This window comes from Dyella sp. SYSU CM1112, from assembly GCF_058216415.1.
This window is the reverse complement of the sequence record NZ_JBZEGI010000051.1, coordinates 1-608: the sequence shown is the minus strand read 5'-3', so window position 1 is coordinate 608 and position 608 is coordinate 1. Positions and strand designations below refer to the sequence as shown.

1 protein-coding gene is annotated in these 608 nt (G+C 65.5%); it reads left to right on the top strand.

Going from position 1 to position 608, the window contains the following annotated elements:
- Positions 1 to 608 (top strand): contractile injection system protein, VgrG/Pvc8 family (locus AC4HNJ_RS21565; protein ID WP_490481674.1); only part of this gene is annotated, 608 nt, incomplete at both ends.

Here is a 608-nt window from a genome sequence, read left to right as displayed (position 1 = left end):
GAAGCCAATCGCGCGTACAGCGATCGCACCACGTACGGTCAGTCGTATGTGTATGGCACCGGCCATGCCGATCCGGACCAGGCCCGATGGGAAGCGCAGCTGCGCCACGAAGCGGTGTTGACCGATCAGGTCGGCTATCGCGGCAGCAGCACCTCGCCGGCCCTTCGTCCTGGGCGCATCGCGCGTCCGGAGCCGGCGCTGCCGGAGGCGCCGCACGGCATGGTGATGACGCAGGTGATTCACACCGGCGCGCGCGACCGGGCCTACGCCAATACCTTTCAGGCGATTCCCTCCGACCGACGTTTCCGTTTGCCGCTGGACGAGGCGGCCTGGCCGAAAGTGACCGGCACCCTGAGTGCGCGCGTCACCTCGCCGGGCAACTATCCCTATGCCTTTCTTACCGAGGAAGGGCGTTACGTGGTGCGACTGGATCTGGATTTTCATCCATGGAATCCCGGTGGCGAATGCGTGCCGCTGCGCCTGGCCAAGCCGTTCGCCGGCCAGCGCAAGACCGGCATGCATTTTCCCGCGCTGGACGGCGACGAGGCGGTGATCGAATTCCGCGATGGCGATCCCAACAAACCCTACATCGCCGCCTTCCATCACAA